This window comes from Lactobacillus huangpiensis (assembly GCF_019972815.1).
Lineage (GTDB): Bacteria > Bacillota > Bacilli > Lactobacillales > Lactobacillaceae > Lactobacillus > Lactobacillus huangpiensis.
Window position 1 is genome coordinate 23813 of record NZ_BPPA01000004.1, and the last position, 21268, is coordinate 45080.

Consider the following 21268-nt stretch of genomic DNA (forward strand, 5'->3'; position numbering starts at 1 on the left):
TCATTCTCACTTTGAGTTAAATCTTTTTTAAGAAATTCGTAACTTCTTTATACATGCTAGGAGGCTGTTCAGCCTGAATTAAGTGTCCACAATTTTTAATAACTTTTGCGCTAATTATTGCATTTAACTTTTCCATGGCAAAGGCGAAGTGATAGTCAAAAAAGGGAGAATTCTGTCCTGCTAAAACCAGCATTGGGATTTTTAAATCAATTAAAACATCTCTCCAATCCTGCTCAGCATGATCTACACGACAAAGATAATTCTCTTCAGCATTATATGGATATTTTTGGGTTTCCATTTTGGCCTTTTTAAACATCTCATCATTAATATGAGCATAAATGCCATTGCCAAGATCCGCCTTCAAATAATCCGGGTAATTCTGCCAAGTTAAATCTTTAAAACCATACTCCCAAGAGCTATCTCTGATCATCTTGGGGGGTTGATCCAAATCGATAATTGCCTGTAGCCTGTCATAGCCAAACAATGAAACATAAGCCCAAATATTTGCTGCACCCATTGAATTTCCAATAGCAATAATATCTTTTAAGTTTAACTTGGCAATCAGTTCCTCTAAATCAGCCGCATGCCGACTGATACGCTGTCCTTTAAATGTTCTTTGTGAACGTCCTTGATTACGCGGATCTATTACGATAAAACGATAATCAGATGCAAAGAGTTTAGCAACTTCTTCCCATAATATTGCGGTGCTTCCTATACCGGGAACTGCCAATACAGGTTGTTTGCCTTTTCCAGTATCATAATATGCTATTCGTATACCATCATTAGTGATAAAACTCTTCTCATTAAGCATTTACCAGATTCCGATAACTTTCATCCATAAAGTTCCAATTACACCAAAAATCAGTAAATAGATAATTCCTAAAATAAAGTTGTATTTCCACCATTCACCTTGTTTAATGTAACCTGTAGTAGCTAAAATTGAAGCTGGTCCATTGGCATAGTGAGTGGTTGAAGCATTGAAAGCACCTGTAAATGCAAGCAGCATTGCAGAAAGTCCCAAAGGAGCACCAGTAGCTACTGCCACTGACAAGAATGGTAAATATAAGGCAGTCATATGAGCGGTTCCACTAGCAAAGAAGTAGTGGGTATAAAACATTAATATTACCAAAACCACTAATACTATTTGCCAGCTGATGCCGTGAAGACTTGTTTGAATAGTCTTTGAGAACCAGTCAATAAAGCCAAATGAAATAAGTTTACTTGCCATAAAAATTAAAATTGACAGCCAAATCAAAATATTCCAGGCACCAGTTTGGTTTAAGGCATCTTTCATGGTTAAAACACCAGTTAACAGCAACAAACCGACCGCTAGAAAAGCAACGAAAGTTGAATCTAATTGAGGAATATCAAAAACGCCAGATAAAACCCATAAAATTATGGCTAGTAAAAACACCATTGACATAATTTTTTCTGGTTTTGTAACTGGCCCCATGTCCTTTAAATGATCAGTAGCCCATTTTTCAGCATTAGGAGTTTCTTTTATCTCAGGTGGGAAAATTTTATAAATCACAATTGGAATGACAATAGTTGCAACAAGTACAGGAACTACAGCTGCTGAAAACCAGCTAATCCAGGTCATGTTATAATTTTTCTGCGCTGCCATTTGTGAAGCAACCATATTTGGTGCTGCGCCGGTAATAAAGAGGGCAGTTGAAAGAATATTGGCATGAAAGGCCATAAAGCTGAGGTAGGCACCGATTTTCTTGCGGGAAGGATCATTAGGATATGAATCATAATCTTTAGATATTGATTCGGTTACGGGCCAAACGACTCCTCCAGTTCTGGCACTGTTTGATGGAATCAAAGCTCCTAAAATTAATTCCAATCCAGTAATGGCATAGCCGATACCAATGGATTTCTTGCCGAAACGTTTAATCATCCAATAAGCTATACGGTTGCCCAGCCCAGTTTTACTAATACCATAGGCCATGATGAAAGCCATAGCAATTAGCCAAGAAGCTGAATTACTAAAGGCACTGAGAATTCCTGTTGTTACTTTACCTGTTTTAGGATCTGCAATGTCCTTGATTGGGGCTAAACCAACTAAAACCGTTACTATAAGTCCGATTAAAGTGGTGCCGCCTATTGGCAAAGGCTTAGTGATACATCCAACAATAGTTGCCACGAAAATAGCAAACATCTCCCAGGCTGGAGCTGATAAACCTGCAGGACGCAAAGGCGTGATGCACCAGAGTATAACACCAACAGCCAGGGGTAAGATAAATCCCTTGTAATTAACTTTTTCTAGTGTTTTCATTTTAATTACCTGTAATTTTCCGGGCGATAAAAATCGTCGATAATTTCATAATTTTTATTCTTCAGTTCTTCATCAAGCCAATTTATATTTCCTGTGCCATCATGAAAACTTGCTGCTTTGGCATCATCTTTTTTGTGAAAATCCTGGACAGCTGGAAGTAATTCACTTGCTTCTTCTAAAGCAATTTTTATAACACCATCGGCATCACCTAAAATCACGTCACCAGGATTAACACTCACATTCCCACAAGAAATTGGAACATTTATTTCTCCTGGGCCTTCTTTATATGGTCCATCAGGTGTCGTGCTAACCGCATAAATGGGCAAGTCCCAATCACGCAAACTATCTATGTCACGTATTGGCCCGTCAACTACGACTCCAGCAACATGTCTTTGGTCGCGTAGCCAGGTCATCATCACTTCGCCAATAACGGCCCTGGTATTGTCATTCTCATTGTCAATGACAACGATATCGCCTTCATGACAATATTTTAAAGCTGCATAAATGGTCAGATTATCACCTGGACGATTATGAACTGTAAAAGCTGGCCCACACATTTCCTCATGAGGATTGGACATAAGCTTAATTCTCGGTGCCATTGCACCTGTTCTATTCATACAATCAGCCACATTTGACGATGGCAATTTTTTGTATGCATCTATTACCTCTTTTTGTGGAAGTTTTCTTTTTAAAAAAATTCTTTTTCCAACCTGCATTCGTCATGCCTTCTTTTTGGTTAATCTAAAGCAATATTATCTAGTACTTCCTGCATTTTTGAAGCTGAGTTGAGCATCTTAGCTTTTTCAGTTTCGGAAAGCTTAGTCTCAAGCACCTGACTAATTCCGGCACCATTTATTACAGTAGGTGTTCCTAGATAAAGCTCATTTTTAATTCCATATTCACCCTTAATTGGTGCTGATAAAGGCAAGGCGATTGATTGATTAGTTAATATAGCAGAAACTATCTGGGTCAACATCATCGCAATGCCATAAAATGTAGCACCTTTATTTTCAATTATTTTTCCTCCCTTTTTACGAATACCTGATTCTACTTGATCCAGCACAGAGTTGTCAATACCGTCAAAATCTTTAAGTGGCTTGCCACTAACTGTTGACTCATCAAAGTTTTCGAAAGAAGTATCACCATGCTCTCCTAAAACCATAGAATTAACTTCAGCAACAGGAACATGTAATCTTCGTGCTAAATCTACCTTTAAACGTGCTGAATCAAGGGAAGTACCTGTCCCAATAACCTTATTTTTAGGGAAGCCAGATAATTTCTGGGTCAGCGTTGTTAAAATATCAACTGGATTAGCGGAAACAAGGAAAATGCCATTAAAGCCTGATTCAACTACAGGTTGAATTATGCTTTTTAAGATATTAACGTTTTTATTAACTAGATCCAAACGACTTTCTCCCGGCTTGCGCGGAACACCAGCGGTGATCACAACAACATCAGCGTCTTTTGCATCAGAGTATTCTCCAGAATGAATATTACATTCTCCTGTAAAAGGCAATATATCTTCCAAATCCATTGAATCACCCAGTGGACGTTTTTTTACCACATCGCAAATAACCAGCTCGTCAACTCTAGTATGTTGCAATAAATCGTTGGCAAAAGTTGAGCCTACTGCTCCATCACCAACTAGTAAAACCTTTTTATTCATAACGTCATTTCCTTTCAATTTTTATAAATGTAATCCTTTACATTTATAATTATAAAATTACTTTTTAGTTTTTTCAATATTTAAAATAAATAATTTAAATTTTAATTTTTTAAAAATATAAAATGATTTTCATCTTTCAAATAATATAAAAAATGCTTAGAATTTCTAAGCATTTTTAGTAGTTATTTATGTTGTCTGGTAAACTCTGCCATTTGTATCCCTGCCTGTCGGCCAAATATGACAGTTTCAGCTATTGAGTTTCCTCCAATTCTATTATTGCCATGCAATCCTCCTGAAACTTCACCTGCGGCATAGAGCCCTGAAATAATGTTTCCGTCTGAATCCAAAACTTCAGTTTTTGGAGTTATATGAATTCCACCCATAGTATAATGAATAGCTGGATTAATATGAATAGCAAAGAAAGGACCTTGTTCGATAGTGCGATCCATTCCAGTAGTCCGCTGATATTCACTATCATCTTTATTCTTCACAGCTTCATTCCATTTTGAAATTGTTTTCTTTAGATTATCACTGTTAACACCAATGTTTTCTGCTAATTCCTCAATGGAAGATCCTTGATTGACTAATCCTACATGATCATAAAACTCGACAGCGGTGAAATTATTACGGATCGTTTGATCAAACAGAAGATACGCTCCATCCTCATTTAACTTAGTAATTGCATCAGAAACTATTTTCCGTGTGTTGAGTTCATTAACAAATCTCTGACCAGATTTGTTAACTAAAATTGCCCCTTCGCCACGTAAACCCTCACCTATTAAATAGACGTGATCAGTATCTGTTTGGGCTGTAGGATGAACTTGGATAAATTCCATTTGTTCCAATTGAGCATCAATTTTGGCTGCTAATTTGAGTCCATCACCTGTAGCTCCAGGTTGATTAGTTGTTTTATAATTTGCGAGATCTGGACGATATTTTTGTATTAAATCTTTTGAAGAACCAAAGCCACCAGAGGCCAGTAAAATTGCTGTAGCTTGAACCTTTTTGACTCCTGAATCAGTTTCAACTTCAATTCCTACAACTTTTTTCTGCTTATCTTGTAGTAAACTAATTACACGAGAATTATTAAAAATAGGAATATTTTTTTCTTGAATTTGCTTCAAAGCCCCTGTAACTAAATAATTTCCAACGGGTGCCATTGAGGCAGGCCGGTGAGCCCTCTTTTTACTCATACCACCTGTTATTGTTAGATTTGTAAGCTCAATCCCATGGTTCATCAGCCAGTCAATTGCTACGGCAGAGTGGTCAACAAAATATCTTAAAAGGTCACGGTCATTTAATTTGCCTCCACCCTTTAAGGTTTCCTGATAAAAATCTTCTTTATTGTCTATAATCCCTTCATTAAGTTGAACTAAACTTTCAGAAGCATTCATTCCAGATGATGCCCTATTGGTATTTCCACCAAGGTCAGCATTTTTTTCAAAAACAGCAACATTGAGTCCGAGTTCTTTTGCCTGAATTGCTGCTGTTAAACCAGCTCCACCGGCTCCAACGATTACAGCATCATAACGGTCTTTAATTTCTGCACTGCCGTTAGGCGTAAAAACAAATTTACCCATTTATTTTTCTCCTCTAAAAACATTAAAATAGTTATTTCTCAGGATTAGTTTGAGATACATTGGTCATCTCCATGTAATCCATCCACTTATCATATTCTTCCTCTGTTAATTTGCCACTATCTAAAGCTGCTTCCTTAAGTGTTGTACCTTCCTTATCTGCAGTTTGGGCAATTTTCGCAGCTGCATGATAACCAATGTGTGGTGACAGAGCTGTAACAGTCATCAAAGAGCTTTCAAGCAAGTCATCCATCTTTTGAGCATTAACTGTTAGGCCCGCTATCATTTTATCAGCAAACCCCCTGATAGTACCAGCTAAAATATCACATGAATCAAGAAAAGCTGCAATCATAATAGTTTTATAGACGTTCATTTCAAAATTTCCTTGTGAACAGGCAAAAGTAATAGTAGCGTCATTGCCAAAAACTTTTGCGGCTGCCATGGTTACAGCTTCAGCTTGTGTAGGGTTAACTTTGCCTGGCATGATTGATGATCCAGGTTCATTGGCTGGAATGTTGAGCTCGTGATAGCCTGCCCTTGGACCAGAAGCTAAGAATCTAATGTCCTGTGCTATCTTGAACATATCAGCAGCTAAAGTTTTCAATGCACCATGAACAACATCAATTCCAGAATGATGAGCTAAGCCCCAAAACTTATTGGTATTAACTTTAAATTCATGTCCGTAAACTTGGGACAATTTACCGGCAATTTTTTCAGTCATCCCAGGTGCAGCATTAAGTCCAGTGCCAACAGCTGTCCCTCCAATTGCCAGTTCGTACAATGTTGGTTTAAGTTCTTGAATATAATTCAAGTCATGTTTTAATGCAGAAATATAACCCGAAACTTCTTGGCCAAAAGTAATTGGAGTGGCATCTTGCAGATGAGTACGACCTACTTTAACGGTTTTCCAATACTTATTTTGTTTTAGTATAAGTTCATCAATTAGGTGTTGCACAGCTGGTTCAAGTTTATCCAGTGCCTCAACAGCCACAATATTCATTGCTGTAGGGTAAGTATCATTAGACGATTGTCCTCTATTAACATCATCATTAGGTAAGATATGCAAATTTGGATGCAACTTATTAGCCAAATTTGCAACAACTTCATTCACATTCATATTACTTTGAGTTCCAGACCCCGTTTGCAATACATGTAGTGGAAAGTCTTTGCGTAGTTCATGGTCATCTAATTTAAGCAAATGGTCAACAGCATCCTCAATTGCTTTTCCTTTTTCTTCGGGTTCGTCTCCTACTTCTACATTTGATTCAGCGGCAGCTTTTTTTAAATGTAAAAATGCACGGATAATCGCAAGAGGCATTAATTCACCGCTGGGGAAGTTATTGCGACTGCGTTCTGTTTGCGGTCCCCATAGAGCTTCTTTTGGTATTTTGACAGGACCGATAGTATCACTTTCAACACGATATTCTTCTTCGCTCATGTTAAGTCTCCTTATTTAATGCTAACATTCTTCTAATAATAAATTTTATATTACTCTCTCACTCATGATACAGGTTTTTTGGACTTTTTTCAATATTTTTAAATAAAAGGGCTATCATTTTAAAAATTAAAAATTTGTTTAAAAATAAAAAAAGCGCTCCCAAGGAGTGCTTAATCTTAAGTGTTATATTTTCAATGTTTCTGCGTTGATAGCTACTATTACTGTTGATAGGGACATTAAAATTGCTCCAACGGCCGGAGATAATAAAATTCCCCAAGGAGCTAATACTCCAGCTGCTAAGGGCAATGCCACAATGTTATAGCCGGCTCCCCACCATAAATTTTGGACGGTTTTTCTTTGAGTATGCTGGGCAAGATTTAAAAAGCTAATAATGTCAAGTGGGTCACTATTTACCAAAATGACATCCGCTGAATCCACAGCAACATCTGTTCCTGCTCCGATAGCAACGCCGATATCTGCTTTTGCTAAACTTGGAGCATCATTTATGCCATCCCCGACCATCATAACCTTATTGCCTTTTTCTTGAAGTTCTGCAACAATTCTTTGTTTGTCAGCAGGCATCAAACCCGAATGAACTTCAGAAATGTTAAGTTTGTGAGCAATGTTTTGTGCAACTTTTTCATTGTCTCCTGTGAGCATTACTGGTGTGATATTAAGATCTTTAATTTGCTTAATTAAAGAAGCAGCGTTCTTCTTAATTTCGTCTCCAACAGCAACATATCCTAAAAGATCATTCCCCTCTACTAAATAGCTTGAAGTGTAGTTTAAAGCATCCATTTGGGGAAAATTGTTCACTAACTTTCTAGCAGATGTTTCGTTTACTAGTTGAAATTCCTTTCCATTTAGAGTACCAGAGACCCCTTTACCATCTAAAGTTTTACTATTTGTTAATGAATATAGATTAATATTCTTTTCTTTAGCAAATTGTAAAATGCTTTGAGCAATCGGGTGATTTGAATCTTGCTCAAGTGAGGCAATAAGCTTAATTACTTCATCAGCACTATAATTTTTATCCAAACTATCAAATTTTCGAACTTGAAATTTTCCTTCAGTTAAAGTTCCAGTTTTATCTAAAAGCAAATAATTGATTTTTGAACTGATGCTGATGACATTGCGATTTCTAATTAATAAGCCATTTTTGGCGCCAATTGAAGTACTTCTCGCATTAACTAAGGGAATGGCCAACCCCAAAGCATGAGGGCAGGCAATAACTAAGACGGTGACCATTCGTTCTAGACCAGCAGATATACCACGCAGACTAGTCCAAACGATTAATGCTATAATCCCAAAAACAAGTGCCGCATAAAATAACCAACTGGAAACTTTATCGGCCAGATTTTGCAATTTTGATTTATTCATTTGTGAAGACTGAACCAGTTTATTCACATTAGCTAAAAAACCGGAATTAGCAGAACTAGTTACTTTAACCGTTAATGTACCAGAACCATTAATTGAACCACCGATCACCTTATCGTTTTCTTTGCGGGTAATTTCTCGCGATTCACCGGTAACTAGCGATTCATTTACCTGACTTGAACCACTTAGAATGACCCCATCTAGAGGTATGCTCTCTCCTGCTTTTACTAAAATAACAGCATTCTTTTGCACATCATTAATAGCCATATCTTTAAATTGACCGTTATTTTGGACATGCACTTTATCAGGCAAAAGCTTTGCTAAATCATGCACAGAACTATTTGCGTTCATCACTGAATTCATCTCGATCCAGTGACCTAAAAGCATAATCAAAATTAAAGTAGCCAATTCCCAGAAAAAATCCATTACTTGAGCTTTACTGTTTAATAAATTATTTTTCACAAAAGCATAAATACTGTAAATATATGCAGTAGTTATTCCCAGAGAAATAAGAGTCATCATTTCAGGCTTCTTGTCTTTTATCTCGTAAAAAGCACCTGATAAGAATGGTTCCCCTCCGTAAAAGTAAAGTATAGTCGCAAAAATAACCACTACCCAGTCAGACCCGGTGAAAGAAAACTGGAAAGGCAAATGAACGCCCATTGCAGGTGATAAAAAAATAATTGGCAATGATAATAAAACGGAAACCCAAAACTTTTTCTTTAAGTTTCCCATGTGCATCATGTGACCACCATGCATCATCATATCATGATTACCCATTTTCATTGATGAATTATTATTCATCGAATGATTCATATTTTCATTATGGTTCATATTCATATTATTCAAAATATTCAGCCCCATTCTATACAATCACCAAAATTGCTCTTTTCTTTAATCTACTTTTATAAACAGGTGATGTCAAAATATCAGCTTAATTATTTGAATTATATTTGCACAACTAAATACTTTTTGCTTTTTTATAAAAATGAATAATAAACCCAACAGCTAATCCAATAACAGCCGGAATTACCCAGTCCATACCAATATCTGCGAATGGCAAGAAGCGTAATTGCAATGACCTTAACTGTAATGCCCATGACTGTTGACTAATTACAGCAGGAAAAGAAGCAATCATGTCTAAGATTGCAGGAATGAATGTAAAAACTATTCCCCAAAAATAAACAATTGGATCACGATCAAATAACGAACTCGTAATTGACAGAATGATTAAAACCATTGCAATAGGATATAAAAACATTAGCATTGGAGTTGACCAGGAAATGATTGTATCCAAGCCAAAATTAGCTGTGATGAAAGAAACAAGAGTCATAATTGTCAACCAACCATGATAGCTGATTTTGTTGAAACTGCGGTGAAAGTCCTGTGCAAAAGCGGCTATTAAGCCTACAGCGGTTGTTAAACAAGTTAGTGTAACCAGTGTAGCAAGTAAAGCATGACCAAAATTGCCCAAATAATAAGTAACTATTTGGTTAAAAACAGTGCCACCTTCAGCGGAAATTTTAAAATGATTTAAAGTAGTTGCTCCTACCCAAATTAGTCCAATATAAATAATACCTATTGCACTTGTAGCGATCACACCAGCTCTAGCTGTAACTTTCGCATTGCTTTTAGCAGAAGTTTTCCCCAGCTGCCTTACCGCCGAAACAATTGTATAGCCAAATGCTAATCCAGCCAGAGCATCCATTGTGTTATAGCCTTCTAAAAAGCCATTGAAGAAAGGAGCGCTTTGATAAGCTGCTGTTATGCTTTGATTTTTAGCCGCACCCATGGGTGAGATAGCTGCCAATAAAAAAACCGAAAATAGCAATAGCAAAAACAATGGATTTAAAATTTTCCCAATACTTGTCAAAATCGTAGACTGTTTATACGAAATAATAAAAGCTAAAATAAAAAATATTGCAGAGAATATTAAGAGTGCTGGCTTTGTGGCAGATTTCGGCAAAACTGGTTGCAAACCGACTGAAAATGAAATGCTTGCCGTACGAGGCGTGGCAAATAAGGGTCCCAGAGTTAAATGGATTAAAACCATGAAAACTAGAGCAAAAATGTTACCCAGTGGCCTGCCAATATCATAAACTCCTTTTGCATGACTTGCGCTAATAGCCAAAACAGCCAGTAAAGGTAAAAGCACTGCCGTTACCAAAAACCCAAAAGTAGCTATTCCCCAATTTGCTCCTGAAAGCTGACCTAAATGAATCGGAAAAATCAAGTTGCCTGCACCAAAAAACAGCCCAAACAACAATGATGCTACTACCAAATATTGCTTCCATGTTAAAGGCTTTGTATTAACATCTTGCTCAATTTCTTCCATTACAATTCCTCCTAAACAGAATCACAGATAAATTTAATAATGATAAAGGGTTGGCTAGATTATTTTGGGGAATAAAAAAGCACCCTTGATTTAAAATCAAGGGTGCTTTAGCACGGTACCACCTATATTACTGCACTATAAATCAAAAAATGACAAATAGCATAGTCACTTCACGTACGGCAAGAATGCGATACGCTAACACGTTAATGGGTGTACCCAATAATAGCTACTAAAATTCACCATATAGCTCAAAGTTACTTTCAGCTTGCCATCACGGTCCGTTCTCAGCAACAGGACTCTCTTAAACGCTACTTGTAAGCTTACTTATCTTTTCTTCGCTTTATCAATATTAATAGTATTTTAATCAATGTCTTATTTTCTGTCAACTAAAATTTTGAAAAAATAGTGAAATTGCCTGAAAAAATAATATACCAAAGGATGTTTTTGAAATCATAATAAGCTAGGTTGCATCATACATTTATTTCAGTAATCTAAAACCGCAATCAAAAAGCAAACTAAGAATAAAGTCAGAGAAGTTAGCACTGAACGGATATTAACGATTATTTTTCATATTAAACCTGATAAGATATTTCAAGATAAAATAACTTTTAGTCCCTTTATGTCTAAACAATTTTCGAACCATGAAGTTCATTTAACTGCAATTTTTTGGCAATATCATCTCTATTTTCGGTTGTGATGCCTCCACCTGGCAAAATTTCTATACGATCATTCGCCCATTTAATTATTTCTTTTAAATGGAGTATTGTTGCCAAGATAGGTTTGTCTAATTTTCCACCATGTGTCAAAATTCTTTTGACTCCTTGATCTGCTAACCAGTTTAATTCTGTTTTCTGTTTATCATTTGATATGTCATCAAAAGCCATGTGCATAACGACTTCAACGTTTAAGGAACGAGCTAGTGTAATTAGATGTTTCATTTGAATTCTATTTATTTGATTATTGGTGGTCAAACATCCAAAAGCCACTCCTTGAGCACCCAGTTTGGCAGACGCTTCAATGTCATCAGCCATTATGCCGATTTCATTTTCACTATAAACAAAATCTCCACCTCTAGGTCTAATCATTATGACAACCGGTATTTTAAAATTCTCAGCATAAGTGACAGATTTCTTTATTACGCCATAGGAAGGCGTAGTGCCACCCAACGCCAAATCATTATTCAGCTCTAATCTGTCAGCACCAGCCTTAATTACATGAGGAATATTATAAAAATTTTCAACACACGCTTCTTTTAGCATTTTATTCTCTTTCTTTTAGTTAAACGTTACTCGACCGGAGCATTGATTTGTTTTTGATAATCATCTAACCAAGACTGTGAAATAGGCTCAATCTGAGTCTTTTGATTTTTTCCAGGGTTAGCCATTAAAATTTGAGCTTTTTGTTTTTCATTAGCAACACAAAAAGGAAATTCCACATTAGTAGCTACTCCCCACTCACCTTTTCGATTTAAAGCAATTAAAGAAATTTCCCCTACTTGACCATAGCGCTGTTTTAAATCTTCACAAAATGGGTAAAGTGCTGTGTCACAAGCTTCTTGAGGAGACTGACCTTTTGCCATTCTGCGAACTATTTCATATGAAAGACAGCCTTTCATAATATCTTCTCCTAACCCTGTTGCCGTGGCTGCTCCAATATGACTGTCAACATAAAATCCAGAACCCGATAACGGTGAATCACCAATTCTACCATCTTTTTTCATAAATAATCCTGAAGTTGATGTAGCTGCAGCCATCGATTCAGCTTGATCAAGTGTGACTGCTCCAACAGTATCATGTCCATCATAGGGATGCAGTCCGGTTTTAAACTGCTCTTTTACCTTATTTTGCCATATTTTTTTTGCTCTTTCTGTCAGCATGTTAGTCATTTCAAAGCCATTTTGCATAGCAAATTTAGTGGCGCCTTCTCCGACTAAAAAGCTGTTAGTTTTATTTAAACTCAATTTTCTGGCTACAGAAACAGCATGCTTCACATTTTCAATAGCGGCTACTGAACCTTGTGCTAAAGTATCACCATTCATAAAGGCGGCATCCATCTGAACAACTCCATCTTCATTAGGAAGTCCGCCATAACCTACTGATTTATAAAGAGGATAAGATTCAACTTTCTTTATTAAGTTTTCAACTGCATCCCCTGCGCTCTCACCGTTTTGCAACATACTGCTTGCTTTTAACAACCCATCGTATGACATGCTCCAAGTTGATATTACAGCCCAATTTTTCATTATGATCTTCCTTTTTATTCAGTATAGTAATAATAGTAAACTAGACTCCTTAAACTAACAAGCTACAAAATTAAAAGATAAATTTGGGTCAAAAATAAAAGCTTTGAACCAAAAATTCAAAGCCTTTTTATTACCACATGCCGATAATTTTAGTCCAAATCAGACCGCCGCCTAACCAGATGATGTTAAGTACAACACCAATTATGGCGCTTAGTTTCCACCAATCTTTGTTAGAAACATAGCCTGTTGAAGAAAGCAAAGCAGCAGGACCTGCCGAATAGCTTGAAGTTGACAAGTATAAAGAACCGTCCAAAGCTAACATTAACGCTGCCATCATAGGCGGCACTCCGGCACCAATCGCAATTGAGAGAAATCCTGCGTAAAGAGCAGAAATTTGTGTAGAAACACTTGGAAATAAATAGTGGAGGTAGAAGTAAACCAAGAATAAGATTACCAGTACTAAAACCCAGTTCATACCATGAAGTGCACTACCTAAAGTCTTTGAGAACCAAGGGAAAAAGCCCAAAGTCATTAATTTTTGTGACATCAACATGATAATTGAAAGCCAAGTCAAGATGTTCCAAGCAAAACTTTGACCTAAAATATCCTTAACATTAATGACGCCAAATACCAATAGTAATGCAACTGCAATAAAGCTGACCAAAGTAGCGTCAATTCCAAACTTAGAACCTACTAACCATAATGCAACCGACAGGACAAAAACCACACCCATAATTTTTTCTGCAGCCGTCATTTTGCCTAATTCTTGTAACTTTTTGTTTGCCCAAGCATGAGCATTAGGTGTTTCTTTGATCTTAGGCGGATAAATTTTATATAGAATAAAAGGTACTAATATTAAGGAAATTATGCCCGGTACAATTGCAGCTACAAACCATTGCATCCACGAAATGGTAACGTTTTGCGTCTTTGCTATCCCTAATGCCACCATGTTTCCGGCTAAGCCAGTTAAAAACATTGTGGAAGTAACGATGTTAACTTCGTATTCTGTAAAGACAAGGAATGAACCCATGTCACGCTCAGTTCCCTTTTTAGGATCTGAACCCATTTCTCTTGATAAGTTATCAATAATTGGGTACATAATACCGTTAACACGAGCGTTGTTACTTGGGATACCAACTGCCAGAACAGTTTCCACTAGGGATAAGGCATAAGCCAAACCTAAAGTTCTCTTGCCAAAAGTTTTGACAAAGAAGTAGGCAATTCTTTTACCAAGACCTGATTTAATAAAGCCGGCCGCCATAAACATACACATAGCGACCATCCATGCGGTGGAATTACCAAAACCGGCAGTAACTTCTTCCATCTTAAAAATACCGGTTAATGTGGCAATCACCACCGCTATTATTGTAGTTGCCATCATTGGTAATGGTTTAGTCACACAAGCAATTATAGTTGCAATAAATATGGCGAAAAGGTGCCAGGCTTGAACGTTAATTGCCGCTGGTTTTAATGGAGTTAACAGCCATAAGACAATGCCGATAGCTAGTGGCAAAACCCACTTTTTCCATTGAATTTTATCTAACATTTCTTTATTCTCCTTTAGAACTATTTTGTGCTTTCTTAATTGCCGCATTTACGGCTTCCTTTAAAGCATTAGTTGTGGTAGAAGCTCCTGAAACTGCATCAACGTCGGTAGAATTATTGCTTACCATTTCTTGGAGTATACGGTCAATGGCTACAGCTCCAATTCCTTCCGTTTCATGATTTTCCAGTACTTCAATTTTTTTGATTTCATTATCAAAATAGGTCACGCGAACCAAAATCCTGCCGCCAATACCTGCTTCAGAAGATCCTAGGAACTGATTTTGTCCCAGCTCAATTTGATCGTCCTTTTCACCATCCAAAAGATCATTAATTTGCGGCAACTTCTCCGTTAAATTAATCGAATCCTCAATTGGATCCAACTTGGCAGCATTTTTTCCAGCAATTTTGCCAAAAATCAAGCATTCAGCTAAGTTGCCACCGCCCTGATAACGATTGACGCACATTCCGCCAAGCTCACCAGCTGTGTAGAGACGTTTGATTGGTTGATTGTTGACATCAAGCACACGGGCTAACTCATCATGTTCTGGTCCACCTTGGGTATTAAGCACTGCGGGAGCCAATTTAACTGCATGGACGTCATCTTTTAAATCGAAACTGGTCATTGACTCAGGTGCACGACCAAATTCCAGATCCTTGCCTTTAGTGGCAAACTCGTTAAATTGCGAAACAGTATTTTCCAGATTTGCGGTCGGTACATTCATTTTTTGAGCTAATTCAGCCAGTGAACCGGCACTAACAACCTTGTCAAAGAACTTACCGTACTTGAGCTTTCCTTGTTTCTGTTCTAAGACAAACTTTTGATATTGCTGATTATCAAAGACCAACCAAGCATTGTCGTAAGCGTGAGGCAATAGATAGTCTCCATGTTCAGCTATGTGACCATGTCTGAATTGGGCATCTTCACGCATAAAGCGGGTGCCGTCGTCTGCCATCGCAAAAATCGCACCTGATTTGACATTTTGCCAACTGCTAACTTGCCGACCACGCTCATTTTCACCTTCAGCAATTACGTAGCTGGGAACGATGCCTAATGACTCATAATTGCTCATATGCCACATTTTTGCTCCAACTTCTGCTGTCATTTTAATCCCGTCACCCTTATTATAGAGAGTGCCCAGTGGGGTTAATTTTGTGACGTGCAGGTAATCCTGCTGCATCTGTTTATTATTTTCAAAGCCACCTGTAGCAACAATTACTCCTTTGCGAGCATGAATATAATATTGTTTCTTGTTACGATTAATAATTACTCCAGCTATTTCACCAGTTGCTTTGTCCTGCAATAAATGCTCTGCTCTGGAATTAAGCCAGACATCAATGTTGGCAGCATTCTTGACTACTTGAGCTCGAATTACTTTCCATAGCTCAGCATCAAAGTCTTGATTATGAACTAGTGCAAAATCAAAGGTTTCAGAACCGCGATATTCAGGATACTCACATAAATTCTTTTTCTTTGCTAAATGGTCACCCGGTTGATTATCACGTGACCAGATAAAAGGATCAATACCAAAATACTTTTTAAAATATTGCGGCATATTAACAAAGCCATCAAGATAAGCAGCCATTGTTTTCTGATCAAAATTATATGGCGCTGCCAGCTGCTCATAATATTCAGCAATCTTCTCTCTATCATGTGCCATAGCAACATGCTGTGCTGAATAACGGGTGTTACCACCCTCATGACCATAAGGAGCAGCGTCAACTAATAAGACTTGAGCACCATTTTCTGCCGCAAAACGAGCTGCTGTGCCTCCGGCTCCACCGAAACCTAAAACGACTACATCATACACACCATTCCACTTAGTTTTTTCGTTGATTTTCATTTTTGCTCTTCTTTACTGCTTTTCAGCATTCTCAATTGCTTGGTTGACAGCTTCTTTAAAAGCAGCACTAGTTGTACTTGCGCCACTGACCGCATCAACCTCTGTAGTTTGTTTTTCGATCATTTCATTAGTTAGAACGGGAATTGCTTTACCTCCCAGATAAGGAGTTTCTTTTTCTTGCAGTGTTTCAATTTGAGAAATCTTATCACCTGACATCGTAACGCGCACCACAATTGGGACATCATTAATGCCATTTTCACTAATTCCAATTCCCTGATTAGGTCCAGCTTCAAAATCAGTTGAAGAAGCATGAGCGTCAGATTTTAGATCAGGGTTTTCTGAAGCACCTGTAACTACATCAACTTCAGCCATTTTTCTTTTTGGCCACGCAGCATTTTCTCCTGCAATTTTGCCAGAAATTAACAAATCAGCAATACTGTTTGCACCAATATATTTAGTAGCAAAAATATCTCCTAATTCGCCAGCTTCATATAAATGAGGAATAACATTATTCTCCATGTCCAAAACTTCGCAATTCTCATTACGACGAGCGCCACCATGTGTGTGCAGAATGTTGTGGCGAATTGGGATAGCGTAATATGGGCCAGCGCCAAAAGCACGCATTGTTTCAATTTTGCGATTTAAAAACATATCACGCTTTTTTTCATTGACTAAAAAGTTAAAATCACTGACAGCTTCAGCTAATTTTGGTGCAGCAATCTTGCCAGCTAATTTGGCAATACTTTCTGCTTTTATGGCATAGGTAATCAGGCTCTTAATTTGTTCAGCCTTATCTGAATCGTCATTAGCTAGTTGCTCAAATTGTCTTTGATCCATGATAATATGTGGATGATTTTGGTTAGGCTGCATAATCCAGTTGCCATGGTTGTATTTATATCCATGACGATCCTCTTCGTCTTCACGGTAATACCGTGTGCCGTCATCGCCAGCAACGAAAATACTGCCATTAAATAAATTCTTCCAGTTGATCATATAGGCAAATTTTTCTCTGGGCTCGCCTTCTCTTAAAGAAAAACCATGTGAGTCATAGTTGGACATATGCCACAGTCTAGCACCAGCTTCAACTGCCAAATCAATTCCTTTACCTTGATTATACAAAGTACCAATTGGAGCTAAAGAACCTTGACCTAAAAATGTTTGTACCATATCTTGATTATTTTCAAAGCCACCACATGAAAGAACTACACCATTTCTGGCAGCCACATTTCTATTTATACCTTGATGTTTAATTTGCACACCTAAAATGGTTTTAGTGTTGGGGTCCTGAATTAAATGTTGTGCAGGACTTTCAAACCAAACATCTATTTTGTCTAAACGCTCGTAAACTTTTTTACGTAATAATTTCCAGAATCCGCCATTATACATACCAGCAGTCATGCTTTGCGAGCGCATAGTTTCTGCATGCTTGTATTCCGGATATTCTCCTTGAGGTCTTCTGCCGGTGTATTGTGCTTCAATGCCAAAATATTTTTGAGAGTACTCCTTCATCTTCAAAACATTATTGACAAAAGCGTCTAAATCTTTTGGATCATACTTAAAGGGATAATAAGTTTGCTTATAATATTTACGGAGATCATCAAAATTATCGCTCCAAGCAAAAGCACCACCGGCATATCTGGTATTCCCACCTTCATGACCTTCAGGAGCTGAATCGATGAGCAGAACGTGCGCATTATTATCTGCTGCAAATCTTGCTGCACCAGCGCCAGCTCCACCGAATCCGACTACAATTACGTCGTAAACGGCGTCCCATTTGAGAGTTGAATCGTAGATCAAATTTTTCACCATCACTTTCTTATAAACTTTTCTTAACGTAAATATATCTTGACCAACATTTTAAGTCTAATTAAATTTTTTAAAGGAAATAGTTCAGTTTCATAATACAAAAGTCTATTGCAGCAACTTGTTATTGTACATTAAAGTTAAATTTAATATAATTTAATCAGATATATTTATAAATTTTATTTATTTAGGAAGTACTCATGAACGAAAAAGACTTATTATATTTTTGTAAATTAGTCGAAACTGGTAACTATACAACCACAGCCGCATTCTTTGACGTTACTCAACCCACAATTTCCATGGCAGTAAAGCGGTTGGCAGATAAGTTCGATGATCCACTAATATTGCAAAAAAATCGCAAAAGTAAAATAACTTTGACCGATGCCGGCGACTTGCTTTATAAAAGAGCGAAAATACTTTTGCAGGACATCGCAAGCATCAATTATGATGTGATGCATGCCAGTGACAAGAAAATTCGGCTTGCCTTTTCTGGAGAAGCTGGTAGCCTTTACATTGCTGATATTATTCAAAAATTTTATCAAGCAAATATTACCGATTTAATTGAATCTAGAATTGAAAGGTCTGCTAACGCATTTTCTGACTTAACCGATGGCACTGTGGATGTAGCAATATATTCGTGGATGGTTCCTATTAATGATCCTGAATATTTTATTCATAATTTGCAAAGAACTGAACTAGTTATTATTACCAGTACCAGCGACAAATGGAAAGATGTCCATCAAATTAACGCATCAGACTTGCGCAACCGCAAGTTTGTTGCTCGCAAAAGAGGCTATTTAACTAGAGAATGTTTGGAGCAGGAAGCGAAATTGGGCGATTTTACGCCACAGATTTCATACACTGCTACTACGATGAGAATGATGATTGAATTAGTTAAACGCAATGTAGGTATTGCTCTTGCTATGGAAAGCAGCTTAAAAGAGGTTTCTGATATTCATGTCATTCGGTTAAAACCGGGTCAAAAACTGTGGGCATACATGCAGATTGCAATGAGAAAAAGCTTTATACCTAATAAGTATCAGCGCAAAGGGATTGAAATACTGCGACATTTTAAACCAGAGGAATATAAATAATTTTGGCTCTATAATTTATCCTGTTAATGCTCTATCCTTGTGATAAGCTATTAATAGGTTTTTTATTATATAAAAAGGGACATCTTTCCCCTGCTTCTTGTAATAAAATATTAACATCACTCAATATTTTTAGAAGTTTTGAATTATGTCCTCTTTCAATAGTTAGATTAAATTTACTCTTAATATTAAAGATCAAAACATTGTTTTTGAAGATTATTTTTTCCAATTGGCTAAACGACCATAAGCAAAAAGTTTACCAAGCTGTCTTACTGCAACCAAGCCGCTCCTTTCTGTAGCTAGTAGAAGCTGCAGCACAATGGCAGATTGAAAACCAAAGTTCGTTACCCTGCTGCCAACGATAGTCAGCCAGTCATTATCAGACTCTTTAAGAAGAGTCTGGTGTTACATCTGCAATAAACGCTCAATTGCCAAACAGATTTGGTAGGCAAATACTGATGTATTTCCCGGCATTCTAAGCTTAAAATTCTAACTGCTTTAAAAGGTGTTCGCTCAATGACCAGCATTGCTAGGAAAAACAATCTCTCTGTCAATACGGTGCAAAGAGAGTACAGGCTACTGCTCGCATCAGTTTAATAGCAGCTATGACTATTTGCATGAGCATCTGTCCTCCGACGAGTTTAAAGGCGTTGAACGCACCTTGCATTTATTTGTCATGATGCCCACAAACAAGAGGTAGGCCAAATTCTCCGAGCGCACTATAAAAAACAATTACTGCCTATTTTTAAAAGATCAGCAAAGAAGACAGACTCTTTAAATTGCCGTTAAAACTTAATCGTTAAGAAGTTGCAGCTGCTTGACAAGATTCATCTGCACTACAAGGACAATCTAACGCAAGAGCAAGTAGTCAACCATGGAATATCCTGCAGTGAGGAGCTCACTAATGCCTATAACATGCTGCAAGCATTTTATGATGCATTGGCCATTAAACACCCGCAAGCAATTAAAAAATCATTAATGCCAATGAAGAAGTTGGCTGGCAAATGCATCAAGCCCTGTTAACTTTTAAGCCCAATCTGAAAACAGTAATCAAAGAGATAACATGGAATTATTCCAACGCGTGCTTAGAAGGTTTCAATCCCAAAAACAAACAAATTGAGCGTATAGCTTTTGGCTATGCCGATTTCCACAATCTGCTAACCAGGATTAGACTGGCAGAAAACAAGGTAAAAGAAAAAGAACCAAGCAGTTTATTTGCTGCTTGATTCTAGTCATTTAATCTTTATCAACAGAATTTTACAAAGAGCCAAAAAAGTTCACGACTTTTAAAGTCATGAACTTTTTCAACTTAAGCAATAACGTTGAACAAAAATGCGGCAATTCCGCCACCTAAAAGCGGTCCAAAAATTGGAACCCAACTATAAGCCCAATCAGAACCACCTTTATTGGCAATTGGCATAAACTGATGCGCAAGTCTTGGTCCCAAGTCACGAGCCGGATTAATCGCGATTCCAGTTGGTCCTCCTAAGGACAAACAGATTGCTGTAATTAAAAATCCTGCCAATAGTGGATTCAATCCTGGTGCCAATTTGGCATTGGTTAATCCCAACAAGCCAAATACCAAAACAAACGTAGCAATCGCTTCAGTAAAGAAATTCCAAGCATAGTTTCTAATGGCTGGTGTCGTAGCAAAGGAACCTAAAATGCCTTCTTGGTCAGTAGTTTCTTCCCAGTGAGGAAAATAGGTTAACCAAACTAAAATGCCACCGATAAAACCTCCAGCAATTTGAGCCAGCATATATGGCAAAACTGAAGACCACGGCAATTTGTTTGCAATAGCCATTCCTAATGACACTGCCGGATTAAAATGTCCTGGGCAAAGCCAACTAACACAAAATACTCCGAAAGTTACAGCAAAACCCCAACCAAAAGAAATAACGATCCAGCCACTGCCTTTTGCTTTCGACTTGTTCAAGTTGACACCGGCACAAACGCCATCTCCAAGCAATACTAAGATGATAGTTCCAATGAACTCTCCCACTAATTGCATTGTTAAGCTATTATTCATTTTTTAATCTCCTACTTTGATTATCAGGCTGCATAAGCCTTAAATA

General features: G+C 37.3%; 16 protein-coding genes. 2 read left to right on the plus strand and 14 right to left on the minus strand.

Annotation, left to right across the window (positions count from 1 at the left end; genetic code table 11):
* Positions 1-16 precede the first annotated feature (16 nt).
* The 13 genes from LDM90_RS04215 to LDM90_RS04275 form a co-directional block, all read right to left on the minus strand.
* Complete coding sequence (locus LDM90_RS04215; RefSeq protein WP_223896532.1) at positions 17-811, minus strand: alpha/beta fold hydrolase; 795 nt, start codon at positions 809-811, stop codon at positions 17-19.
* Positions 812-2278, minus strand: a complete 1467-nt coding sequence (locus LDM90_RS04220; protein WP_223896531.1) for a DASS family sodium-coupled anion symporter — start codon at positions 2276-2278, stop codon at positions 812-814.
* Positions 2279-2283: 5 nt separating this feature from the next.
* Positions 2284-2994 (minus strand): RraA family protein, encoded by a 711-nt coding sequence (locus LDM90_RS04225; RefSeq protein ID WP_223896530.1) that lies wholly within the window; start codon positions 2992-2994, stop codon positions 2284-2286.
* Positions 2995-3014: 20 nt separating this feature from the next.
* A complete protein-coding gene (locus LDM90_RS04230; RefSeq protein ID WP_223896529.1) occupies positions 3015-3944 on the minus strand; it encodes an L-lactate dehydrogenase in 930 nt (309 codons plus the stop codon).
* A 182-nt stretch (positions 3945-4126) separates the two neighbouring features.
* Complete coding sequence (locus tag LDM90_RS04235) at positions 4127-5524, minus strand: flavocytochrome c (protein ID WP_034979670.1); 1398 nt, start codon at positions 5522-5524, stop codon at positions 4127-4129.
* Between the two features lie 31 nt (positions 5525-5555).
* The gene (locus tag LDM90_RS04240) at positions 5556-6959 is read right to left on the minus strand and encodes a class II fumarate hydratase (protein WP_223896524.1); all 1404 of its coding nucleotides are present in this window, start codon (positions 6957-6959) and stop codon (positions 5556-5558) included.
* Between the two features lie 183 nt (positions 6960-7142).
* On the minus strand, positions 7143-9200 hold the full coding sequence (locus LDM90_RS04245; RefSeq protein ID WP_223896522.1) for a copper-translocating P-type ATPase: 2058 nt from the start codon (positions 9198-9200) through the stop codon (positions 7143-7145).
* 97 nt (positions 9201-9297) lie between these two features.
* A complete protein-coding gene (gene brnQ / locus LDM90_RS04250; RefSeq protein ID WP_223896520.1) occupies positions 9298-10671 on the minus strand; it encodes a branched-chain amino acid transport system II carrier protein in 1374 nt (457 codons plus the stop codon).
* Between the two features lie 623 nt (positions 10672-11294).
* Entirely contained in the window at positions 11295-11930 is a 636-nt protein-coding gene (locus LDM90_RS04255; protein WP_223896518.1) for a copper homeostasis protein CutC, read from the minus strand.
* 26 nt (positions 11931-11956) lie between these two features.
* Entirely contained in the window at positions 11957-12913 is a 957-nt protein-coding gene (locus LDM90_RS04260; protein WP_223896516.1) for a glycosylasparaginase, read from the minus strand.
* A 130-nt stretch (positions 12914-13043) separates the two neighbouring features.
* Positions 13044-14459 carry a DASS family sodium-coupled anion symporter gene (locus tag LDM90_RS04265; RefSeq protein ID WP_223896515.1) on the minus strand — a complete coding sequence of 472 codons (1416 nt, stop codon included), beginning with the start codon at positions 14457-14459 and terminating at the stop codon, positions 13044-13046.
* A 4-nt stretch (positions 14460-14463) separates the two neighbouring features.
* On the minus strand, positions 14464-16299 hold the full coding sequence (locus LDM90_RS04270; RefSeq protein WP_223896511.1) for an FAD-binding protein: 1836 nt from the start codon (positions 16297-16299) through the stop codon (positions 14464-14466).
* Between the two features lie 12 nt (positions 16300-16311).
* Positions 16312-18096 carry an FAD-binding protein gene (locus tag LDM90_RS04275; protein ID WP_223896510.1) on the minus strand — a complete coding sequence of 595 codons (1785 nt, stop codon included), beginning with the start codon at positions 18094-18096 and terminating at the stop codon, positions 16312-16314.
* 206 nt (positions 18097-18302) lie between these two features.
* On the opposite strand from LDM90_RS04275, the gene LDM90_RS04280 reads away from it, so the two are divergent.
* Both LDM90_RS04280 and LDM90_RS09530 read left to right on the plus strand, forming a co-directional pair.
* Positions 18303-19196, plus strand: coding sequence for a LysR family transcriptional regulator (locus tag LDM90_RS04280; RefSeq protein WP_223896508.1), 894 nt, complete (start codon positions 18303-18305; stop codon positions 19194-19196).
* Between the two features lie 1001 nt (positions 19197-20197).
* The gene (locus tag LDM90_RS09530; protein ID WP_444542931.1) at positions 20198-20419 is read left to right on the plus strand and encodes a transposase; all 222 of its coding nucleotides are present in this window, start codon (positions 20198-20200) and stop codon (positions 20417-20419) included.
* Between the two features lie 83 nt (positions 20420-20502).
* On the opposite strand, the gene LDM90_RS04290 is transcribed toward LDM90_RS09530, so the two are convergent.
* Positions 20503-21222: an MIP/aquaporin family protein gene (locus LDM90_RS04290; protein ID WP_198211922.1), complete on the minus strand. Its 720-nt coding sequence runs from the start codon at positions 21220-21222 to the stop codon at positions 20503-20505.
* Positions 21223-21268 lie beyond the last annotated feature (46 nt).